The following is a 288-nucleotide window of genomic DNA, read 5'->3' as shown; positions in this document are numbered from 1 at the left end:
CGGTTTTTTGACAATTGAATATAGAGAAAGAGAAACGTGGGCGGCGGAGCTCGTGGGGAACTTTAAGTTCCTTATGAAAGAGACTTTGGCGGTCACGTTTTAACAAGAGACTACACCTGTTTTCTCGATGGCGATCTTTGGATTGCTGTTGATTGAAGACGAGGTGTGAGTTCTCGTCGATTCAGAACGTGACGTAATGCCAATGATTGAATTCTCAACTTGAGAGTTTGATCCTGGCTCAGAACGAACGCTGGCGGCAGGCTTAACACATGCAAGTCGAGCGCCCCG

1 rRNA gene is annotated in these 288 nt (G+C 47.2%); it reads left to right on the top strand.

Annotation, left to right across the window (positions count from 1 at the left end):
- Positions 1 to 215: 215 nt before the first annotated feature.
- Positions 216 to 288, top strand: a 16S ribosomal RNA gene (locus tag IB277_RS37740); the annotation flags it as partial.

It is taken from the genome of Ensifer sp. ENS07 (assembly GCF_014852185.1).
GTDB lineage: Bacteria > Pseudomonadota > Alphaproteobacteria > Rhizobiales > Rhizobiaceae > Ensifer > Ensifer adhaerens.
Note: the sequence above shows the minus strand (reverse complement) of the source record. Positions and strands in the feature narration are given on the sequence as shown.